The 18,471-nt window shown below is 73.2% G+C and carries 22 protein-coding genes; 10 read left to right on the forward strand and 12 right to left on the reverse strand.

Going from position 1 to position 18,471, the window contains the following annotated elements; translation table 11 throughout:
• Positions 1 to 99 precede the first annotated feature (99 nt).
• Both C2L58_RS21380 and C2L58_RS21385 read left to right on the forward strand, forming a co-directional pair.
• The gene (locus tag C2L58_RS21380; RefSeq protein WP_103339361.1) at positions 100 to 444 is read left to right on the forward strand and encodes a YciI family protein; all 345 of its coding nucleotides are present in this window, start codon (positions 100 to 102) and stop codon (positions 442 to 444) included.
• A complete protein-coding gene (locus C2L58_RS21385) occupies positions 441 to 1,667 on the forward strand; it encodes an RNA polymerase sigma factor (protein WP_103339362.1) in 1,227 nt (408 codons plus the stop codon). Before C2L58_RS21380 ends, C2L58_RS21385 begins: the two co-directional genes overlap by 4 nt.
• Here C2L58_RS21385 and C2L58_RS21390 read toward each other — a convergent pair.
• Both C2L58_RS21390 and C2L58_RS21395 read right to left on the reverse strand, forming a co-directional pair.
• Complete coding sequence (locus C2L58_RS21390; RefSeq protein WP_103339363.1) at positions 1,640 to 3,304, reverse strand: P-loop NTPase fold protein; 1,665 nt, start codon at positions 3,302 to 3,304, stop codon at positions 1,640 to 1,642. The two genes, C2L58_RS21385 and C2L58_RS21390, sit on opposite strands and share 28 nt — an antisense overlap.
• A gap of 75 nt (positions 3,305 to 3,379) precedes the next feature.
• Complete coding sequence (locus C2L58_RS21395; RefSeq protein ID WP_158264145.1) at positions 3,380 to 4,318, reverse strand: P-loop NTPase fold protein; 939 nt, start codon at positions 4,316 to 4,318, stop codon at positions 3,380 to 3,382.
• Between the two features lie 192 nt (positions 4,319 to 4,510).
• Between C2L58_RS21395 and C2L58_RS21400 the strand changes: the two genes are divergently transcribed.
• From C2L58_RS21400 to C2L58_RS21410, 3 genes are read left to right on the forward strand one after another with little or no spacing between them, the layout of a single operon-like run.
• Entirely contained in the window at positions 4,511 to 5,578 is a 1,068-nt protein-coding gene (locus C2L58_RS21400) for a hypothetical protein (RefSeq protein WP_233225832.1), read from the forward strand.
• Between the two features lie 4 nt (positions 5,579 to 5,582).
• Complete coding sequence (locus C2L58_RS21405; protein WP_103339365.1) at positions 5,583 to 5,930, forward strand: ArsR/SmtB family transcription factor; 348 nt, start codon at positions 5,583 to 5,585, stop codon at positions 5,928 to 5,930.
• The gene (locus C2L58_RS21410; RefSeq protein ID WP_103339366.1) at positions 5,927 to 6,361 is read left to right on the forward strand and encodes an SRPBCC family protein; all 435 of its coding nucleotides are present in this window, start codon (positions 5,927 to 5,929) and stop codon (positions 6,359 to 6,361) included. Before C2L58_RS21405 ends, C2L58_RS21410 begins: the two co-directional genes overlap by 4 nt.
• A 4-nt stretch (positions 6,362 to 6,365) precedes the next feature.
• Here the strand turns inward: C2L58_RS21410 and C2L58_RS21415 are convergent, their stop codons facing one another.
• Genes C2L58_RS21415 through C2L58_RS21435 form a run of 4 tightly spaced genes read right to left on the reverse strand, consistent with a single transcriptional unit; the run spans position 6,366 to position 9,301 of the window.
• On the reverse strand, positions 6,366 to 7,094 hold the full coding sequence (locus C2L58_RS21415; RefSeq protein WP_103339367.1) for an SDR family NAD(P)-dependent oxidoreductase: 729 nt from the start codon (positions 7,092 to 7,094) through the stop codon (positions 6,366 to 6,368).
• Entirely contained in the window at positions 7,091 to 7,729 is a 639-nt protein-coding gene (locus C2L58_RS21420) for a VC0807 family protein (RefSeq protein ID WP_233225833.1), read from the reverse strand. Before C2L58_RS21420 ends, C2L58_RS21415 begins: the two co-directional genes overlap by 4 nt.
• Complete coding sequence (locus C2L58_RS21430; protein ID WP_103339369.1) at positions 7,726 to 8,319, reverse strand: TetR/AcrR family transcriptional regulator; 594 nt, start codon at positions 8,317 to 8,319, stop codon at positions 7,726 to 7,728. Before C2L58_RS21430 ends, C2L58_RS21420 begins: the two co-directional genes overlap by 4 nt.
• A gap of 46 nt (positions 8,320 to 8,365) precedes the next feature.
• On the reverse strand, positions 8,366 to 9,301 hold the full coding sequence (locus tag C2L58_RS21435; protein ID WP_103339370.1) for an AraC family transcriptional regulator: 936 nt from the start codon (positions 9,299 to 9,301) through the stop codon (positions 8,366 to 8,368).
• Positions 9,302 to 9,382: 81 nt separating this feature from the next.
• On the opposite strand from C2L58_RS21435, the gene C2L58_RS21440 reads away from it, so the two are divergent.
• Both C2L58_RS21440 and C2L58_RS21445 read left to right on the forward strand, forming a co-directional pair.
• Positions 9,383 to 10,204 carry an NAD(P)H-binding protein gene (locus C2L58_RS21440; protein WP_103339371.1) on the forward strand — a complete coding sequence of 274 codons (822 nt, stop codon included), beginning with the start codon at positions 9,383 to 9,385 and terminating at the stop codon, positions 10,202 to 10,204.
• A 17-nt stretch (positions 10,205 to 10,221) separates the two neighbouring features.
• The gene (locus C2L58_RS21445) at positions 10,222 to 10,674 is read left to right on the forward strand and encodes an anthrone oxygenase family protein (protein ID WP_103339372.1); all 453 of its coding nucleotides are present in this window, start codon (positions 10,222 to 10,224) and stop codon (positions 10,672 to 10,674) included.
• On the opposite strand, the gene C2L58_RS21450 is transcribed toward C2L58_RS21445, so the two are convergent.
• The 5 genes from C2L58_RS21450 to C2L58_RS21470 are packed head-to-tail and all read right to left on the reverse strand — an operon-like array spanning position 10,671 to position 14,630.
• On the reverse strand, positions 10,671 to 11,156 hold the full coding sequence (locus C2L58_RS21450) for a GyrI-like domain-containing protein (RefSeq protein WP_103339373.1): 486 nt from the start codon (positions 11,154 to 11,156) through the stop codon (positions 10,671 to 10,673). The two genes, C2L58_RS21445 and C2L58_RS21450, sit on opposite strands and share 4 nt — an antisense overlap.
• On the reverse strand, positions 11,156 to 11,491 hold the full coding sequence (locus tag C2L58_RS21455) for a YciI family protein (protein ID WP_103339374.1): 336 nt from the start codon (positions 11,489 to 11,491) through the stop codon (positions 11,156 to 11,158). The genes C2L58_RS21450 and C2L58_RS21455 overlap by 1 nt, the downstream gene beginning before the upstream one ends.
• A gap of 1 nt (position 11,492) precedes the next feature.
• Entirely contained in the window at positions 11,493 to 12,257 is a 765-nt protein-coding gene (locus tag C2L58_RS21460; RefSeq protein WP_103339375.1) for an alpha/beta fold hydrolase, read from the reverse strand.
• Positions 12,254 to 13,537, reverse strand: coding sequence for an RNA polymerase sigma factor (locus C2L58_RS21465; protein ID WP_103339376.1), 1,284 nt, complete (start codon positions 13,535 to 13,537; stop codon positions 12,254 to 12,256). The genes C2L58_RS21460 and C2L58_RS21465 overlap by 4 nt, the downstream gene beginning before the upstream one ends.
• A gap of 28 nt (positions 13,538 to 13,565) precedes the next feature.
• The gene (locus C2L58_RS21470; RefSeq protein ID WP_103339377.1) at positions 13,566 to 14,630 is read right to left on the reverse strand and encodes a TetR/AcrR family transcriptional regulator; all 1,065 of its coding nucleotides are present in this window, start codon (positions 14,628 to 14,630) and stop codon (positions 13,566 to 13,568) included.
• Positions 14,631 to 14,716: 86 nt separating this feature from the next.
• Here C2L58_RS21470 and C2L58_RS21475 point away from each other — a divergent pair, with 86 nt between their 5' ends.
• Entirely contained in the window at positions 14,717 to 15,892 is a 1,176-nt protein-coding gene (locus tag C2L58_RS21475) for a cytochrome P450 family protein (protein WP_103339378.1), read from the forward strand.
• On the opposite strand, the gene C2L58_RS21480 is transcribed toward C2L58_RS21475, so the two are convergent.
• Positions 15,875 to 16,651, reverse strand: a complete 777-nt coding sequence (locus tag C2L58_RS21480) for a TetR/AcrR family transcriptional regulator (protein ID WP_103339379.1) — start codon at positions 16,649 to 16,651, stop codon at positions 15,875 to 15,877. The two genes, C2L58_RS21475 and C2L58_RS21480, sit on opposite strands and share 18 nt — an antisense overlap.
• A 79-nt stretch (positions 16,652 to 16,730) precedes the next feature.
• Here C2L58_RS21480 and C2L58_RS21485 point away from each other — a divergent pair, with 79 nt between their 5' ends.
• Together C2L58_RS21485 and C2L58_RS21490 are read left to right on the forward strand one after the other, a co-directional pair.
• A complete protein-coding gene (locus C2L58_RS21485; RefSeq protein ID WP_103339380.1) occupies positions 16,731 to 17,657 on the forward strand; it encodes an ATP-binding cassette domain-containing protein in 927 nt (308 codons plus the stop codon).
• Positions 17,654 to 18,436, forward strand: coding sequence for an ABC transporter permease (locus C2L58_RS21490; protein WP_103339381.1), 783 nt, complete (start codon positions 17,654 to 17,656; stop codon positions 18,434 to 18,436). The genes C2L58_RS21485 and C2L58_RS21490 overlap by 4 nt, the downstream gene beginning before the upstream one ends.
• Positions 18,437 to 18,471 lie beyond the last annotated feature (35 nt).

An 18,471-nucleotide genomic window follows, 5' to 3' on the forward strand; every position in this document is an offset into this window, starting at 1 on the left:
TTCTCAGCGGCGTCCAGGGAAAATCCCGGCCGGAACACTGTCGATCCGCCCCCGGCGCGTTCGTCTGAGCGGTGACGGCACGACCTCGAGGAGGACGACGTGAAACAGTACCTGCTCAGCATCTACCAGCCCGACGGCCCGGCCCCGCCGCCGGAGGTGCTCGACGGCATCGCCGATAAGCTCGACACCCTCAACGCCGACCTCAAAGCCGCCGGGGCCTGGGTGTTCGCCGGCGGGCTGCACCCGCCGTCGACCGCGACCGTGCTGCGGGCCGCCGACGGCGGCACCCTGGTCACCGACGGCCCCTACGCCGAGGGCAAGGAGCACCTCGGCGGGTTCACGATCATCACCGCGCCCGACCTCGACGCCGCCCTCGCCTGGGGCGGCCGGCTCGCCGACGCCGTCGCCCCGCTGCCGGTCGAGGTGCGGCCGTTCCGCGGATGAGCGTCGAGGCGGTCTTCGCCGCCGAGTACGGCCGGGCGGTGTCGGTCCTCGTGCGGGTCTTCGGCGACATCGACATCGCCGAGGAAGCCGTGCAGGACGCGTTCGCCGAGGCGGTCCGGCGGTGGCCCTCGGCCGGGCCGCCGCCGAGCCCGGCGGGCTGGATCATCACCACCGCCCGCAACCGGGCCATCGACCGCCTGCGCCGCGAGGCCGCGCGGGCGGACAAACACGCCCAAGCGGCGCTGCTGCAAGCCGATCTTTCGCACGTCACAGCCGAGCCCGTGGAGGAGGACGCCGTGCCCGACGAACGGCTCCGGCTGATCTTCACCTGCTGCCACCCCGCGCTGGCCCTTCCGGCGCAGGTCGCGCTGACGCTGCGGCTGCTCGGCGGCCTGACCACCACGGAGATCGCGGCCGCCTTCCTGGTCGCCGAGCCGACCATGGCGCAGCGGATCGTCCGGGCGAAGAACAAGATCCGCGACGCCGGCATCCCGTACCGCGTCCCGCGCGACGCCGACCTGCCCGCGCGGCTGGCCGCGGTGCTCGGCGTGCTGTACCTGATCTTCAACGAGGGCTACACGGCCGGCGCGGGGGAGGACCTGGTCCGCGACGACCTGTGCCGCGAGGCGATCCGGCTCACCCGGGTCCTGGCCGGGCTGATGCCCGACGAGCCCGAGGTGCAGGGCTTGCTGGCGCTGATGCTGCTCATCCAGTCGCGACGCGCCGCCCGCACCACGTCCGAGGGTGCGCTGGTGCTGCTGGCCGAGCAGGACCGGGCCCTCTGGGACGCGGACCTGATCGCCGAAGGGCAGGACATCGTCCGCCGCTGCCTGCGCCGCAACCAGCCGGGCCCGTACCAGATCCAGGCGGCGATCCAGGCGGTCCACAGTGACGCGCCCACGGACTGGTCGCAGGTCAAGGCGCTCTACGACCAGCTGCTGGCCGCGATGCCGACGCCGGTGGTGGCGCTCAACCGGGCGGTCGCGGTCGCCGAGGTCGACGGCCCGGGCGCGGCGCTGGCCCTCGTCGAGGACCTCGGCCTCGACCGGTTCCCGCTGTTCCACGCGATCCGCGCGGACCTGCTGGCGCGCCTGGACCGGCGCGGCGAGGCGGCCGCGGCGTACACGACGGCGATCGAGCTCACCGGCAACCGCGCCGAGCGGGATCTGCTGCGCGGAAAACTGGCCGCCTGCGGTCAGAACGCGCCGGGCGAGAGGGCGTAGGAGAACCGGCGGACGCGCGGGACCCAGGTCTGGAAGACGCGGAGGTCGGGCAGCGTGATCGACGGCGCGAGTTCGGTCAGGCTGCGGTGCAGGTGCGCCCAGTGTGCGACCTCGCCGGCGGGAATCGGGCCGACGGCCTGGCTCCGCCACGGCGCGTCGCCCTCCACCGGCTGCAGGTCCGCCACGAAGTCGGTCCACGGCGTCTGCGGCGCCCGGCGCAGCAGCGCGTCGGCGAACCGGCCGAACAGGCGCCCGTGCGCGGTGCACGTCCCGAGCAGCACGACCACGGCTTCGAACTCGCCGTCGAGGAAGGCGGACGCCTCCGAGAGGTCCCGCGTCGCGCGCAGCATCCGGTAGAGGTTGATCAGGCGCTTCGCGTCCCGGGGCGTGTCGACCAGCTGGTCCAAGCGCGCGAGCAGAGCGATCTCCGGCTCGGTCAGGGGACGCGGTTTCGCGGGCGGCTCGGCCGGATCCAGCTGCGCGGCCACCTGCGAGCCGGGCTCCACGGGCAGGTCGGTGACCGGGCGGTCCCAGGTGGCCGCCGGTGCCGGTGCCGGTTCCACCACCGGGATCGGCGTGGGAGCCGGGGGTTCGACCATCCCGTCCAGCAGCTGCCGGAGACTGCCGGCGGGCATCCGGGGCAGGACCAGCGGGATGTTGAGGATCTTCTCCAGGTAGTCCTCGGGTGTCACGTGCCACCCGTCGCCCCGCAGGACGGGGTCCGCTTCGATCAGCCGGTCGTAGTGCGAGCTCAGCGACCGCAGCAGCCAGCGCGGATCCACGCCGACGACCACCACGAACAGGTCGAACGCCAGCAGCAGGTGCACCGCCTGCAGCACGTCGACGACCTGGCGGGGACTGCAGCGGTCGAGGTCGTCGATGTAGAGCACGATCCGGTCCAGCGGCCGGTTCCCGTCGTCGCCATCGGTGGTCATCAGCGCGACAAGCTTCTCGAAGTCCTTGCGGATGGTGGAGATGAGGCCCAGGTTGCCCTGGTAGTCGTCGGTGCGGGAGCGTTCGGCGAGGAAGGCGTACAGCCGCCGTCCCGGCGTCAGCTCGGTGAGCTGCCGGCCCAGCTCGCCGATCCGGGCGACGACCTCTTCCAGCTGCCGTTCGGCGATCTGCTGCTCGGCGTCGGCCTGCCGCAGGGCGGCGACCTCCCGGCGTGCGACGTCGTCGAGGCCGGTCTGCAGGTCTTCCGCGAGGGTTCGCAGCCGCCGCAGCCCGCCGCGCGCGGCCCGCACCAGCGTGAGCCCGGCGGTGGTGAGGGCGCCGGCCACCGCACCGACGCCGATCAGCCAGCTGCGGACGTCCGGGACGAACGCCGTGAGACCCGCCCCGGCCAGCAGCACGATCCCCGCGGCGACGAGGGCGGTCCGGCCCCGGCGGTAGCGCGAGATCCGGCTCAGCTCTCCGGTTTCCTCCCGGGTTTCCCGCAGTTCACCGGCCAGCAGCCGGCCTTGCTCGGCCACGTCGCCGACGCCGAGCTTCCGCCACACGTCGGCGCACTGCTCCCGGAACGCCGGTGACTTCCCCAGCGCCCGGACCAGGTCGAGGGCCCGCGTCCGGCGGCTGTGGCGGGCTTCGCCGATCTTGCGCTTGAGGGCGGCGGCCTCGGCCTGGGCGCGCTCGGTCACCGCGGTCAGCTGTTTGCGCTGCTCGAGTTCGCCGGCGAGCCGGTCGCGCAGCCGGGCGCCTTCGCGCAGCCGGGCCTAGTGCTCGACGTCGGGCTCGCCCGGCTGCCGGACGGGTTCGGCGAGCTGGCGGAAGATCTCGTCGCCGAGGCTGGCCCACAGGTTGGCGTCGGCGTAGTGCCAGGCGTTGAACCCGACCTGCGCGATCTTCCGGCACTGGCCGGGGGCGCCCTCCAGCTCCTTGACCTGGCCGCGCAGCAGGCCCATGAAGAAGCTCTTCCCGGCGCCCCACTCGCCGAACACCCCGATCGACAGCGGCAACGGCGTGTCCTTCGCGGCGATCACCGTGGCCAGCATGGAGACGTAGGGCTTGACGCCGAGGTGGTCGCGCGTCAGCGGGATGCATTCGTTGGGGTCGACGAGGTCCTTCGTCAGGCCGCCGGCGAGCTGGTCGGGGGAGAATCCGGCGACGGTGGCGTGCCGGGGGATCTGGGCGCCCTTCCACTGCTCGGCGATGATGCTCGCCTGGTCTTCCCGGCGGGAGAAGAAGATCACCCGCGATACCGCCGTGTGCGCGGCGAGCGCCCCGTCGATCAAGGCGTCGGCCGCGACCTGCGGGGCCATCCCCAGCTGCCCGGTGGCGAACAGCGGCAGGGCGATGGACCTGGCCCCGGCCCGGGCCGCGGCGATGATCGCGGTCATCGCGGCCATGGCGACCGCCGTCTCGGTCGGCGCCTTGCGCTGGTCGGAGGCGTGCGGCGTCGCCAGCAGGACCCAGCGCAGCTGGAGTTCACCGCTCTGCCCCTCCAGGGAGAGCACGCCCGGCGCGTCGGGCTCGACCTTGCCGAGGGGGATCGAGGCCCAGTCCGCGTCGGGGAACTCCTGCACCACGGCTTCGGCGACTTGCCCCAGCGTCGCGCCGACGGAGACGACCAGGGCGTCCACCGGCAGCGCCCAGGGCCGGTGGGTCAGCGCGACGCTGTAGGTGACGCCGTCGATGGTCCGTAGCTGAGTCATCACCGGGGGGTCCTGAGAGGGGTGCACAGTTCCAGACTCGCCCATCCGTCCCCCGTCGTTACTCCCGGGGCTCCGCGGCTGTTCTGAGTTTCGATATGTGACCTTATCCAAACTCATACCCGGGCTGACTAATCTTCTGATTTTGAACAGCTCTTCCTAGTTCTAATCAGAAGCTGTTGTAGAGTTCTGATCATGACGGAAGACGCAGGTCAGGTGCGCGTGTGCGAGTACCGGAGGTGTGGGGCCGCGCTGCCGCCCGCGGTGGGCCGGGGCAGCCGCGCGCGGTTCTGCCAGGACGGCAAAACCTGGGGGCGGCGCAACCTCAGCTGCCGTGACGCCGAGGCGGTGCTGTCGGACGCCGAGTCGCTGCGGGAGAGCGACACGGAGCTGGACGACACGGCCGTCACGGCGCTGGCCGGTCAGGTCGACCGGGTGCTCGACCCGGCTCGCGGGCTTGTCGAGACGCTCACGACGCTGCGCCACCAGCTCGAGGCGACGACGGCGACCGCGCTGGCCGAACGGGATGCGGCCGTGGGCGAGGCCGACGAGCACCGTCTGCACCGGGGCCGCGCGGAGGCCGAAGCCGCCCAGGCGCGGGAAACGGCCGAGACGGCCGTCGCCGCGGCTACCGCGGCGGAGAAAGACCGGGCGGTCGCGCTGCGGGAGCGGGACGAGGAGCTTGCCGCCCGGCGAGCCGCGGTCCAGGAGCAGCAGCGGGCCGAAGGACAGCTGGCCGCGGTGCGGGACGAACTCGCCCGCGTCGCCGATCGGGCCGATGCCTCCGCGGCGCTGGCCGGCGAACGGGCCGCGGTGATCGCCACGCTGACCGCCGAACTGGCCGCCGCCCGGACGGCACTGGAGGAGGAGCGCGGCCGCGGTCAGGTCGCCGTGGCGCGGGCGGAGGCGGCCGAAACCCGCGCCGAGGCCGTCCGGGACCGGTTCGACGCCGCCCGCGAAGAACACGCCCGGGCCGTCGCGGCCCAGGAAGCCGCGCTCGACCGGGCCCGCGCCGAGACCGAGCGCCTGCGGGCCGGCTTCGACCAGCGGCTGGCCGAACTGCAGGCGGCGCACGAACAGACGGTCCGGTCGATGCGCGAAACCACGACGAACCTCGGCGCCGAGTTGCGGGCCACGCTGAGCCGGACGGATACCGCCGAACGGGAACTGGCCGGGGTGCTCGCGATCTTGCGTGATCTCCCCGACCCACCCGAGATACTTAAGCAGTTACTTGACCGATTGGAACCGCCGGAGTTAACTTAAGTACATGCTTAACCATGAGGAGGCGCTCGACCTGGTGTTCCGCGCTCTGGGTGACCGGACGCGGCGCACCTTGGTGGAACGGCTCGTGCGCGGTCCGGCGTCGGTCAGCGAGCTGGCCGAGCCGCTGACCATGTCGCTCGCCGCCGTCGTGCAGCACCTGCAGGTGCTCGAGACCGCCGGGATCGTGCGGTCGGAGAAGGTCGGCCGCGTCCGCACCTGCCGGATCGAACCGGAGGCGCTGCGGGCGGCCGAGCACTGGCTGGGCCACCAGCGCACCGCGTGGGAGAGCAAGCTCGACCGGCTCGGCGACTTCCTCACCGGCCCGGAGACCACGGAAGGGAACCCGTCATGACCGTCCTGCACAACACGTTCAGCCTCGAACGCACCTACCCGGTGTCTCCGGAGCGGGTGTTCGCCGCCTGGGCGGATCCGGTGGCGAAGCAACGCTGGTTCGTCTCCGCGGGTGCGCACGAACTGGACTTCCGCGTCGGCGGCCGGGAAACCATCGAGGGCCGGACCCCCGGCGGCGGCCCGCTGCACTTCGCCGCGACCTACCACGACATCGTGCCCCAGCGGCGGATCGTCTTCACCGGCACGCTCACCGGCGACGGCTCGCTCGCGACCGTCTCGACCACGACGGTGGAGCTGTTCCAGGAAGGTGACGGCACCCGGCTGGTGCTCACCGAGCAGGACACCTTCCTCGACGGCGCCGAGCAGCCGGAGTGGCGGGAGCAGGGCACGAGCGACTGGCTGGCGAAGCTGGGCAAGGAACTGGAGTCGTAACGGCTCACTCCGCCGCGAGCGACACCTCGGGGGCCGCGACGACGGCCGCGGGCTGTCCGGCTTGGACCGTCCACACCTGTCCGGTGGCGGGGCCGGCGAGCACGGTTTCGATCGCGGCGGCAACGGCTTCGGGGTCGGCCAGGCGCAGGCCGTGGTCTCGTAAGGCCTGCCGGTACGGGGCGAGGGCGGGGGTGTCGACCAGCCCCGGGCACAGCGCGTTGACCCGGATCCCGTCGGCGGCCAGCGCCGGGGCGGCCGACCGGGTCAGGCCGACCAGCGCGTGCTTGCTGGTCGCGTAGAACAGGTCCGGTGATCCGCTCAGCCCGGCGATGCTGGCGATGACGGCGATGGATCCGTGTCCTTGCCGCCGCAGCGGGGGCAGGCAGGCGTGCAGGCCGTAGACCACGCCGTCGAGGTTGGTGCGCAAGGTGTCGCGATAGCGCTTCACGGTGAAGTCGTGCAGGCCGCAGCGGCCGGGGACGGCGGCGTTGAGCACGACGTTGTCGAGCCGGCCGAAGGCTTCGACGGTGGCGGTCACCGCGCGGGTGTTGTCCGCCGGTTCGCCGACGTCCACGGGGACGAAGAGGCCGCCGACCTCGGCGGCGACCGCCTCTCCCGCGGCCGTGTCGCGGTCGGCGATCACGACGCGGCCGCCGGCGAGGTGGAACCGGTGGGCGGTCGCCGCGCCGATCCCGCTCGCGCCGCCGGTGATCAGCGTGACCGCGCCGGTCACCCGGCCACCGCCACGGGGGTGACTTCCACGCCGTCCAGCCGCAGCCCGTGGCGGCGCAGGAAGGCGCGGCCGAAGACGCGTTGGACGATGACGATCGCGGCGAGCGTCACCACCAGCAGGGCCAGTTCGGCGAGGGGCACCGTGTCGACCGGCAGGACCAGCACGATCACCGCCCGCAGTGCCGCGTCGAGCAGGCACGCCGCGGCCCAGAGGGCGCTGCACAGGCGCAGCAGGCGGCGAAACGGCGGGTGGTCGTCCCAGTTGCGGCGCCAGGTGCGCTGTTTGTCCTCGTCGAAGACCGTCCTCGCCGCCTCGTACAGGAACGGGCGCCGGGCCCACACCGTGACCAGGAGGAATCCGCCGAGCGCCGCCATCAGCACCACGCCGCGCAGCAACAGCGCGCGGGGGCTGCCGCTGATGAAGGACCCGGCCACGGTCACCGCCATGGCCCCGAGCACGAACCAGCGCACGCCGCCGATCCGCTTTCCCGCCACGAGGTCGCGCAGTCCGGTGACGACCGGGATGGCCGCGCCGGCGAGGAGGGCGAGCAGCTGGTTCACGCCCGCGGCGCGCAGCCCGTAGAACAGCGCCAGCGGCGCGAGCACCTCGATCAGGGCGCCGTTGAGCCGCTTCACCGGGTCACCGCCAGGGTGAACGTCGTGACGGCTTCGGTGGTGTAGGCGTCGAAATCGAAGTCGGCTTCGTCGCGCAGCCGCCGGGCGGCGCCGTCGACGGCTCCCCGGATCAGCACCGCCATCGACCGCAGGTCGAAGTCGCGGAATTCGCCGCTCGTCTGGCCCTGGGCGAGGAGCTTCTCGAGACTCTGCACGCTGACTTCCTGCGCGCTGACGGAGGTGTACGGCCGGCCGGTCGCGGTGCGCAGGTGCGGGCCGATCTCGGTCAGGGCCGCCATGTCGTTGGGGTGTTCCCGCAGGAACTGCAGGTTGGCCTCGAGGTAGGCCCGCACCTTGCCGGTCGCGGTGTCTTCGGCCTCCACCCGCTCGTTGATGAACACCGCCCCGGCGGTGAGGACGTGCATCAGGATCTCGTGGATCAGTTCGTCCTTGTCGGCGAAGTGGTAGGAGATCATCCGCGGGCCGCTCAGCCCGGCCTTCTCCGTGATCCGCGCGAAGGACGCTTTCGCGTACCCCACCTCCGCGATCGTGTCGATCGCCGCCCGCATGATCTGTGCCCGCCGCGCCTCGTTGGTGAACGTCCGCCCCATGACCCCTCCGCACTTTTATCTGGTCAGATAAAAGTTACCACAGTCATTACGTCCGCGTCCGGTGGTTCTGCGGGCTGACGCCGAACTCGCGCTTGAAGGCCGTGCTCAGGGCGAAAGCGCTGCCGTAGCCGACCTGGCGGGCAATCGACGCGATCGTCGTTTCCGGGTGCTGGCGCAGCAGGTCGGCGGCCAGGGCGAGCCGCCAGCCGGTGAGGTACGCCATCGGTGTCTCGCCGACCGTGGCGGCGAACCGCCGGGCCAGGGCGGCGCGGGACACGCCGACGTCGGCGGCGAGCTTGGCGACCGTCCACGGCTCGGCCGGCTGGTGCTGCAGCAGCCGCAGCGCCTGTCCGACGATGGGGTCGTCGTGGGCCCGGTACCAGGCCGGTGCGCTGGTGTCCGGCCGGTCGAACCAGGCTCGCAGCGCGGCGATGAGCAGCAGGTCGAGCAGCCGGTCGAGGACGGCTTCCTGGCCGGGTACGTCCCGGCCGATCTCGGCGGCGAGCAGCCCGGCGACCGGGTTGGGCCAGTCGGCCGCGCGCAGGACGAGCACCGTCGGCAGCGCGGCCAGCAGCCGGTTGCTCAGCTCGCCCTCCATGCCGTAGGTGCCGGTGAGCAGCACGACCGGGCCGTCGGTCCCGTGGCCCCACGTGCGGACGCCGAGGTTGGCGAGTTCGGTCAGGTGACCGCCGTCGGGGGTGCGGCACTCCTGGCCGGGCAGGATGAGCGCCTGCGGTGGTGTCGACGGGTGGTCGGCGACCAGGTAGGAATCGGGGCCGCGGACGATCGCGATGTCACCTTCGCCCAGCAGGACGCCGTCGGCGGTGTCGGGCACGATCCACGCTTCGCCGCGCACCACCGACACCACGGTCAGGGGTGCCCGGTCTTCGATGCGCAACGACCACGGCGGGGTCAGCACCGAACGCAGCAGGAACGCGCCGTGGGCGCGGGGGCCGTCGAGGAGCGCGGCGAGCGGATCCATGCCGCAACTGTAGACGCTGGAACATGCGATCGAGGCTTTCAGCTATGGAGAGTCTCACCGGTGGCGGGTTGACTGAGCTTCATGACAACGAACTTCCTGGTGGTGGGCGGCACCGGCAAGACCGGGCGCCGGGTGGCGGACCGGCTGCGCGAGCGGGGCCTGCCGGTGCGGAGCGCGTCGCGGCGCGGGGTGCCGCCGTTCGACTGGGGTGACCGCGGCACGTGGGCGCCGGCGCTCGACGGGGCCGGCGCGGTCTACCTGACCTACTACCCCGATCTGGTGGTGCCGGACGCCGCCGGTGACATCCGGGCCTTCGCCGAACTGGCGGTGGCGGCCGGGGTGCGGCACCTGGTGCTGCTGTCCGGCCGCGGCGAAGAGGAAGCCGAGGCCTGCGAAGGGATCGTCCGGGCGGCCGGGACGGGCTGGACGATCCTGCGGTGCAGCTGGTTCGCGCAGAACTTCAGCGAGCACTTCCTGCTGGACGCGGTGCGGGCCGGGGAGATCGCGCTGCCGGCGGGGACGGTGACCGAGCCGTTCGTCGACGTCCGCGACCTCGCCGACGTCGCGGTGAAGGTGCTGACCGAGCCCGGGCACACCGGCGAGCTGTACGAGCTGACCGGGCCGCGGCTGCTGAGTTTCGCCGACGCCGCAACGGCGATTGCCGCCGCCTCCGGGCGGGATGTCCGCTATGTTCCGGTTTCGGCCGGGGAGTTCGCCGCCGCGGCGGCGACGCAGGGCATGCCGGAGGCGGAGGCCGGCGCGCTGGCCGAGCTGTTCGCGCGGGTGCTGGACGGCCGCAACTCGTCGGTGACCTCCGACGTCGAGCGGGTGCTGGGCCGGCCGGCGACGGAGTTCGCCGATTTCGCACGGGATGCCGCGGCGACCGGGGTCTGGGCGCGGTGAAGGGGACGGGGAAACCGATGTCGACGGTGGTACTGGTGGCCGCGCTGGTCGCGGCGGGGTTGATCGCGGGGTTGTTCTACGCCTACGCCTGCTCGGTCATGCCGGGCCTGGCCCGCGGGGACGACAAGACGTTCGTGGAGGGCATGCGCGGGATCAACGGGGCGATCGTGAACCCGGTGTTCATGCTGACGTTCCTGGGCGCGCCGCTGCTGGCCGGGGTGGCGGTGTTCCTGAACCCGGGGCCGCGGCCGTGGGTGATCGCCGGATTCGTGCTGCTGGTGGCGGTGGTGGTGATCACCGGGGTGGTCAACATCCCGCTGAACAACGCGCTCGACAGCGGGGGCGACGACTACGCGGCGGTGCGGGCGGCGTTCGAGACGACGTGGGTCCGCTGGAACGTGCTGCGCGCGCTGGTGAGCACGGCGGGCTTCGGCTGCCTGGTCGCGGCCGTGCTCACCCGGCGCGGTTAGCCCGCGAGGCGGAACAGCAGGTCGGTGACCCACTGGGCGGGGTCCGGGACCTCGCGGGGGTCGCTGCGCAGCACTTCCAGGCGGCAGCCCCATTCCTCGCCGTCCGGTCCCGGGGTGCGGTCCCAGGTGAGGCCTTCGGCGGCGCCCCAGACGAGCACGGCCTCGGTCGCGGCGGCGAGGCCGCCGGGTGGGCCGACGTAGGTGTCGAGGACGTACCGGCCCGCCGGGAGCTCGCCGGGGAAGGCGGGCTCGGCCGGGGTGTGGTCGCCGTCGATCGGGACGCCGGCTTCGACGGTGAACCGGGGGCCGGGGTGGAGCACGCGGTAGCGGAAGAACGGTGCTCCGGCCAGGGACACGCCCCCGGCGGCGAGGGTGCCGATCAGCGGTGGCAGCCGGTCGGCGATCCGCGGGAAGTCCGCGATGCCGACGGTGGCGCGTTCGGCGACGTACCGCTGGGCGGGCCGCTCGACGACGGCGGGCATCAGGCGAAGTCCTCCGGTCCGAGCATCGGGCGCACCTCGATGCTGCCGTAGGTGGCGGCGGGGTGGCGGGCGGCGAGTTCGAGGGCTTCGTCGAGGTCGGCGCAGTCGAGGATGACGAAGCCGCCGATCTGTTCCTTGGCTTCGGTGAACGGCCCGTCGGTGAGCAGCACTTCGCCGTCGCGGACCCGGATCGTGGTGGCCTCCGACGGCGGGCGCAGGCCGCCACCGCCGCGGACCTTGCCGCGGCGTTCCATGTCCTCGCTCCAGCCGCCGCAGCCGTCGTTGGCGTGTTCTTCGGCGGTTTCGTCGCCGCAGATCATCAGCAGGTACTGCATGTCAGCATCCTTTCAGGACTTCGCGCAGGCGCGCGGCGAAAGCTTCGGCGTCGGTGTCGAACCCGCCGTGGCCGCCGGGGAACACTTCGGTGGCGGCGCCGAGGGCTTCGGCCAGCCCGAGGGCGGCCTGGTGGACCGGCAGTTCGGCGGACTGCTCGCCGACGGCGACCACCAGCCGCGCCGGCGTGGCCCTCAGTGTGTCGAGGTCGGGCTCGTAGGCGCCGGTCGCGGGCATGAGGTGGCCGAAGAAGTAGGCGAAGTTGCCTTCCGCGCGCGGGTCGAGTGGCGGCGCGGGGTCTACGCCCACGACTTTCATGAACGCGGCGAAGGCGGCCGCGACGCCGTGCTCGCGGAACAGGGCGGGGATGTCGGGGCCGTCGAGAGCACCGGCGGGCAGGTAACGGGTGACCGGCGGTTCGTGCAGCACGGCCGTGCGGACGTCGGCGGGGTGGTGGCGCAGGTGTTCGAGCAGGGTGATCGCGCCGCCGCTGCTGGCCAGGACGTCGGCGGGGCCGACCTCGGTGAGCAGCCGGTGCACGTCTTCGGCGTGGTCGCGGACCGGATCCGGCCCCGGGGTGCCGTCGAGGGGGCTGCGGGACAGGCCGCGCGGGTCGTAGGTGACGACGGTGTGGTCTTCGGCCAGCAGCGGCCGGAGGTGGGTGAACACCGCGGCGTCGGCGGGGCCGCCGGGGATCAGCAGCAGCACCGGCCCGCGGCCGTGGACGTCGTAGGTGAGGGTGGCGCCGGGGACGGCGAGGGTGGTCATCGGTGTTCCTCCGGTGGTCGGGTTTCACCGGCCCGACGAACGGCGTCGCCCGGGACCGACACCGTTTCGGAGATTCTTCGCGTGAGGTAGCTGCGTTCGGCGTCGGTGCCGGCGAGGTCGCGGGCTTGCTCGTACCAGTGCCGGGCTTCGGCGTGGCGGCCGAGGCGGCGGAGGAAGTCGGCGCGGGTGGCGGCCAGCAGGTGGTAGCCCGGCAGCGGCAGGGCGTCGAGGAGGGCGAGCCCGGCCGCCGGGCCGTCGGCCATGCCGACCGCGATGGCGCGGTTGAGTTCGACGACGGCGCTGGGGAGGTGCTTGCGTAGCTGGTCGTAGAGGCCGGCGATCTGGGGCCAGTCGGTCTCGGCGGCGCGGGTGGCGGTGGCGTGGCAGGCGGCGATGGCGGCCTGGATCTGGTAGGGCCCGGGACGGCGGCGGCGTAGCGCGGTCTCCAGGACGGCGGTGCCTTCGGTGATCGCGGCGGTGTCCCAGCGGGTGCGGTCCTGCTCTTCGAGCGGGACGAGGACACCGTCGTCGTCGACGCGGGTGGCGCGGCGGGCGTGCTGGAGCAGCATCAGGGCGAGCAGGCCGAGGGCTTCGGGTTCGTCGGGCATCAGCCGCGCGAGGACGCGGGCGAGCCGGAGCGCTTCGGCGGCGAGGTCGGGGCGGAGCAGGTCGGGGCCGGCGCTGGCGGAGTAGCCCTCGTTGAACGTCAGGTAGAGCACGCCGAGCACGGCGTTGGTGCGTTCGGGCAGCAGGTGCGCGGGCGGGACGCGGTAGGGGATGCGGGCGTGGCGGATCTTGCGCTTCACCCGCACGAGCCGCTGGGACATGGTCGCTTCCGGGACGAGGAAGGCGCGGGCGATCTCGGCGGTGGACAGCCCGGCGAGGGTGCGCAGGGCGAGCGCGACCTGCGCTTCGGTGGCCAGCGCGGGGTGGCAGCAGGTGAAGATGAGCCGCAGCCGGTCGTCGGTGACGCCGCTGTCGTCGGGTTCGGGGACCGGGTCGGGGCTGGGGACGGGCATGCGCGCGGCCTCCCGGAGCTTGGCGGCGCCGAGGGCGTCGCGGCGGAGCCGGTCGGTGGCGCGGTGGCGGGCGGCGGTGGTCAGCCAGGCTCCCGGCCGATCGGGGACGCCGTCGCGGGGCCAGGTGCGCAGGGCGAGGGCGAAGGCTTCCTGGGCGCACTCCTCGGCGAGGTCCCAGTCGCCGGTGATCCGGATGAGCGTGGCCACGACCTGGCCCCACTCTTCGCGGAATGCCTCGGCGACCGCGGTCTCGACGTCCACCACGCGCTCCTTTCCGCCGGTTTCACCCTCACGACGAACGGGACGGCCCGGGACCGACAGCCGCGGCGTGGCTCGCGCCGTACCCGTCGGCGCGTACGACGATCCGGCCGTCTTCGACGCGGATGGCCGTCTCGGTGGCGTCGCTGACGGCGGTGACGCCGGCGGCGGCCGCGAGTGCGCCGGTCGCGTCGCAGACGAGCCGGAGCCGGGGCCGGTCCGGGGGTGCGATCGCCTGGTCGAGGCAGCCGCGCAGGTCGGCGACGGCGAGCCGGGCCAGCGGCGCGAGTTCGCCGGGGTCGCTGGTCACGAGCACGGCGGTGACGTCGGCGCCGGCGCGGACGGCCTCTTCGAAGGCGGCGGCGCGGTGCAGGCCGAGGACGGTGACGACGCCGTCGCCGGGCCGGAAGGCTTCGCCGGTCAGCAGGTCGGTCGCCGCCGGCGGGTTCCACGGCTGCCCGGCGGGCCGGGCCTGGGTGGTGATCGGCGGCTCGGCCGGCCAGTCGTCGCCCAGGTCCAGCTCGAGCAGGGCGGCGCAGGCGGTGACCAGGTGGAACGGCTCGCCGAAGCCGGGCGCGGCGGCGGCGAGCTGGCTCGCGCCGTGCAGCGTGGTGAGCGCGGCTTCGGCGACCCGCACGAGACGGCGTCCCGGCCGGACGCGTTCGAGGGCGAGCCCGAGCAGGATCGCGTCGACGTGCATGAGCTGGGCGAAGGGGCGCCGGGTGTGCTCGTCGGCGAGGACTTCGGGCAGCAGGTCGCGGGCGAGGCGGGCGTCTTCGGTGTCGGTGTCGGTGGCCAGCGGGAGCCGGGCGATCCAGGCGCGGGCGAAGGCGGCCAGGACGTCGGCCGCGGCCGGGTCCGGCGGCGGGACGGCGGGCCGGGGTGCACGTTCGGCGAGGTCGGCCAGGACGGCGAAGTACAGGGCGCGTTTGCCGGGGAAGTTGGAGTAGACCGCGCCGCGGGTGAGTTCGGCGCGTTCGGCGATGACGTCGATCTTCGCCTCGCGGAAGCCGCGGCGGGCGAACTCGTCGCGGGCGGCGGTGAGCACCTTGGCGCGGTTGCGCTCCTGGGTCTCCGCCCTGCTGAGCCTGGCCATCGTCCTCCTTGCCGTGGGATCGCCCGTCAAGATACCGTGACCACTGAAATGATAAGAGCATCTGATTTGAACATCTGGAGTGGTGGATGACCCCCGAGATCGACCTGACCGACCCGAAGGTGCTCACCGACCCGTTCACCGCCTACGACCGGGCACGGGAAGTGAGCGCGGTGGCCAAGCTGGTCATCCCCGGTTTCGGCCCGTTCTGGGCCCTGACCCGCTACGCCGAAGCGCGCGCGATGCTGACCGACGCGCGGTTCGAGGTGAACTCCGGCAGCTTCCTGCGGCCACCCGGGATCCCCGAGCACTGCCGGGCGTACCTGGAGACGATGTCGGAGAAGGACGGGCCGGAGCACCTGCGGCTGCGGCGGCTGGTGGCGCCGGCGTTCACGCCGAAGCGGGCCGCGCAGCTGCGGCCACGCCTGGCCGCGATCACCGAGCGGCTGCTCGACGAGCTGCCCGGGCACGCCGAAGACGGCGTCGTCGATCTGGTGCCGCACTTCGCGCGGCCGCTGCCGATCGACGTCATCTGCGAGCTGGTCGGCATTCCCGCGGCCGATCGGCCGCGCTGGCGCGAGTACGGGGCCGCGGTCGCGAGCGGGATGGGGCCGGACTTCGCCGCGGCGATCCCGGCGATCATCGAGGGCGCGCGGGACGCCGTGGCGCGCAGCCGAGCCGAGCCGGGCGACGACCTCATCGGCGACCTGGTGCGGGTCCAGGCCGAGGACGGTGACCGGCTGACCGACACCGAGCTGGTCACCCTGGTGTGGCACCTGGTCCTGGCCGGGCAGACGCCGGTGAACCTCATCGCCAACGCCGTCGAAGCGCTGCTGCGGCACCCGGACCAGCTGGCTCTCCTGCGCACGGACCCCGGGTTGTGGCCGGGGGCGGTGGAGGAGCTGATGCGCTGGTGCAGCCCGCAGCTGCTGACCACGCCGCGATTCGCGCGCGAGGACGTCGAAATCGACGGCGAGCTGATCCGCCGGGGTGAGCGGGTGACGGCGGCGATGGTGGCCGCCGACCGCGATCCGCGGGCGTTCGCCGACCCGGACCGCTTCGACATCACCCGCTCGGGGCCGGCGCAGCTGGGCTTCTCGCACGGCCCGCACTTCTGCCTGGGCGCCTCGATCTCGCGAGTGCAGACCGAAGTGGCGCTGTCGTCGCTGTTCGCGCGCTTCCCGGACCTGGCGCTGGTGGAGGACGTCCCGCGGGCGCCCGACGGCGGGACCTGGCGCCCGGCGCGGCTACTGCTGACGTTCTGACACGAGCGCTTCGATGCCGTCGAGGACCCGGGCGAGGCCGAAGCGGAAGGTGTAGGCCGGGTTCTCGGCGGCGTTGTGGGCCTCGCCGGCGGCCTGGCCGACGCGGGACGAGATCGGGTAGTGCGCCGCGTCGGCGGCCGGGATGCCGGCCAGCACCGGCCAGGCGCGCTCCCACCACTGCGCGTCGGTCAGGCCGGTGGCGCGGACCAGGCGGGCGTTGTCGAGCGAGCTGCGCGCGGTGCTCCGGACCAGGCCGGTGACGAGGCCGACCACGGCGTCCATCTCGACGTCGCCGAGGCCGATGCCTTCGATCGCGCGCAGCTCGTGCTCGTACTTGGCGAAGCTGTGCGGGCCCAGCGCCGAGCGGCTGGTGGTCACGTGCAGCAGCCACGGGTGGCGGTGGAACAGCGCCCACTGCGCTTCGGCGATCGCGGTCAGTGCCGCTCGCCAGCCGAGGCCTTCCTCCGGGGCGGTCAGCTCGCCGTGGGCGTGGTCGATCATCAGGTCCAGCAGCTCGGCCCGGCCCGGCACGTAGGTGTAGAGCGACATGGGGGAGACGCCGAGCTGCTCGGCGACCCGGCGGATGGTGACGGCTTCGATGCCGTCGGCGTCGGCGAGCGCGATCGCGGCGCGGACGACGTCGGCCGTGGCCAGCTTGGGTTTCGGGCCGCGGCGCGGGGGTGCCAAAACGCCCCAGAGCAGCTCGATCGCCCGCCGCGGGTCGCCGTCACCGTTTTCCTGCGTGCGCACGCCGGCCATTCTGCCCACCTGATTCCCGTACAACGTACAGAGTTGTGCTAACCTCTTCTTCGTACACTGTACAGAATTAAGGGGCAGGATGACTCCGCACATTCACGCCGAGGGACTGCGCAAGCGCTACGGCGACGCGTACGCCCTCGAGGGGTTCGATCTCTCCGTCCCGGCCGGCACCCTGTGCGGCCTGCTGGGACCCAACGGCGCGGGCAAGACCACCGCGGTCCGCGTGCTCTCGACGCTGCTGCGCCACGACGGCGGCGTCGCCCGGGTGGCCGGGTTCGACGTCGCCACCGAACCGGCGAAGGTGCGGGCGTCGATCGGGCTGGTCGGCCAGCAGGCCGCCGTCGACGAGATCCTGTCCGGGCGGCAGAACCTGATCCTCTTCGGCCGGCTGCACCACCTGGGCCGGCGGGAGGCCGCCCGGCGCGCCGACGACCTGCTCGAGCGGTTCGGCCTCGCCGGCACCGGTCCGAAGCCGGTGTCGGCCTACTCCGGCGGGATGCGGCGGCGGCTCGACCTCGCCGCGTCGCTGCTGGCGGCCCCGCGGGTGCTCTTCCTCGACGAGCCGACGACCGGGCTGGACCCGCGCAGCCGCGCCGAGGTCTGGCGGGCGGTGCGGTCGCTGGTCGCGGACGGGACGACGGTGCTGCTCACGACGCAGTACCTGGAGGAGGCCGACCGGCTGGCCGACCGGATTTCCCTCGTCGAGCACGGCCGGGTGATCGCCGAAGGGTCCCCGGCCGAGCTGAAGGGCTCGCTCGGGGCGACCCGGATCGAGCTGGTGCTCACCGACCCGGACGCGCTCGGCGCGGCGGCGGGCCTGCTGGCGCGGGTCACCGGGGCCGAGCCGGTCACCGAGGAGCTGCGGGTGAGCGCCGCCGCCGAGCCGTCGATGCTGACCGACGTCGTGCGTGAGCTGGCGGCGACCGAGCTGTCGTTCGCCGACGTGGCGCTGCGGCAGCCGACGCTCGACGAAGTGTTCCTGCAGCTGACGGGGGTGCCGGGATGAGGTGGGCGATCGAAGACGGCTGGACGCTGACCCAGCGCTACCTGGCCCAGCTGGCACGGCGCCCGGCGCGCCTCGCCGGGGTGGTGGCGTTCCCGATCCTGATGGTGCTGATCTTCGCCTACCTGCTCGGCGGCGGGATGAGCGTGCCCGGCGGGGGCTCCTACCGGGAGTTCCTGATGCCGGGCATGTTCGCGATGACCATGGCCTTCGGGCTCTCGGGGACGATGATCGCGGTGCTGGACGACACCGGCAAGGGCGTCACCGACCGGTTCCGGTCGCTGCCGATGGCGCCGTCGGCGGTGTTCACCGGGCGGGTGGCGGCGGACCTGGTGAACGCCGTCCTCGCGCTGGCCGTGCTGGTGGGCTGCGGGTTCGCCGTCGGCTGGCGCCCGCACGGGAGCCTGGGCGAGACCCTCGCGGCGCTGGGCCTGCTGCTCCTGCTGCGGACGGCGCTGGTGTGGGCCGGGATCTACCTGGGCCTGCTGACCGCCGATCCGTCGATGGTGACCGTGGCGCAGACGCTGGAATTCCCGTTCGGGTTCCTCTCCGGCGCGTTCGTGGCGACTTCGACGATGCCGGCGTGGCTGGGAACCGTGGCGGAGTGGAACCCGTTGTCCTCCACGGTGACCGCGGCGCGGGTGCTGTTCGGCAACCCGGGCGCGGCGGGGACGTCCTGGGTGAGTGCGCACGCGGTGCCGATGGCCGTGGGGTGGCCGCTGGTGCTGCTGGCGGTGTTCGTGCCGTTGTCGGTGCGCAGGTACGGGAGGCTGGGGAACTGAACGTCCACTTCGAACCGGGCGAACCACCGCGGACG

Origin of the sequence: Amycolatopsis sp. CA-126428, assembly GCF_002904335.1 — a bacterium.
Classification (GTDB): domain Bacteria; phylum Actinomycetota; class Actinomycetes; order Mycobacteriales; family Pseudonocardiaceae; genus Amycolatopsis.